The organism is Haladaptatus ordinarius, assembly GCF_054177595.1.
Map to the genome: position 1 here is coordinate 1 of NZ_JBPEHH010000303.1, position 635 is coordinate 635.

Consider the following 635-nt stretch of genomic DNA (forward strand, 5'->3'; position numbering starts at 1 on the left):
CAACATATTCACGCCCCATCACAGCATCCAAGACAGTCTTCGTCTCATTTCGCGGTCTTTACCGTGTGAGGCGCAGCTTTTGCCGATGCAGTTATCGAGAGAGTGGACAACTAGCGACTGTGATGCCAACACACTCGTATCATCTCAGACCGTCCGCCTACTATTCTGATGAGGCCGTTGCTGACGAATTCACGAATCCAACAACGTCGATATCCCGATGATCGATAATCGAGAGCATCGGGAAACGCTCCAAACCATACTCCAAGAAGGAGAGATTTGGACAGACGACATTCCGACTGGGCTTGCTGAACTCATTGAGGAGACCGACTTTTTCACCTGGGAAGCAGGAACCAATGATGTATGGACGCATATCGGCGTTGTGCTCTACCGACGATCGCCCGACACGCCGTCAGCTCTTGCCATAACTGCCGAACTGAAAAATGAGCGGGTCACACCAGAATCACCCGGTGCGATTGAATTCCGTGTGACTAATCGAAGTGACGAGGAACGAGTCATTGTCGGTACTTCCCATCGAGTCAGTGGATAGTCACGACTGACGGGGTTAGATTCTCAGGAAGCGTCTGGATGGGTGATTATGAGATTTCTCTACCATCCAGACACTGTTCTTACGGCTG

At 50.9% G+C, this 635-nt stretch carries 1 protein-coding gene; it reads left to right on the top strand.

What is annotated here, in order from left to right:
* Positions 1-217: 217 nt before the first annotated feature.
* Positions 218-547 carry a hypothetical protein gene (locus ACR3FF_RS27305; protein WP_458191241.1) on the top strand — a complete coding sequence of 110 codons (330 nt, stop codon included), beginning with the start codon at positions 218-220 and terminating at the stop codon, positions 545-547.
* Positions 548-635 lie beyond the last annotated feature (88 nt).

Bases quoted from the DNA above. Each gene is read 5' to 3' on its own strand.
- ACR3FF_RS27305 (WP_458191241.1), top strand. From the start codon at position 218: ATGATCGATAATCGAGAGCATCGGGAAACGCTCCAAACCATACTCCAA.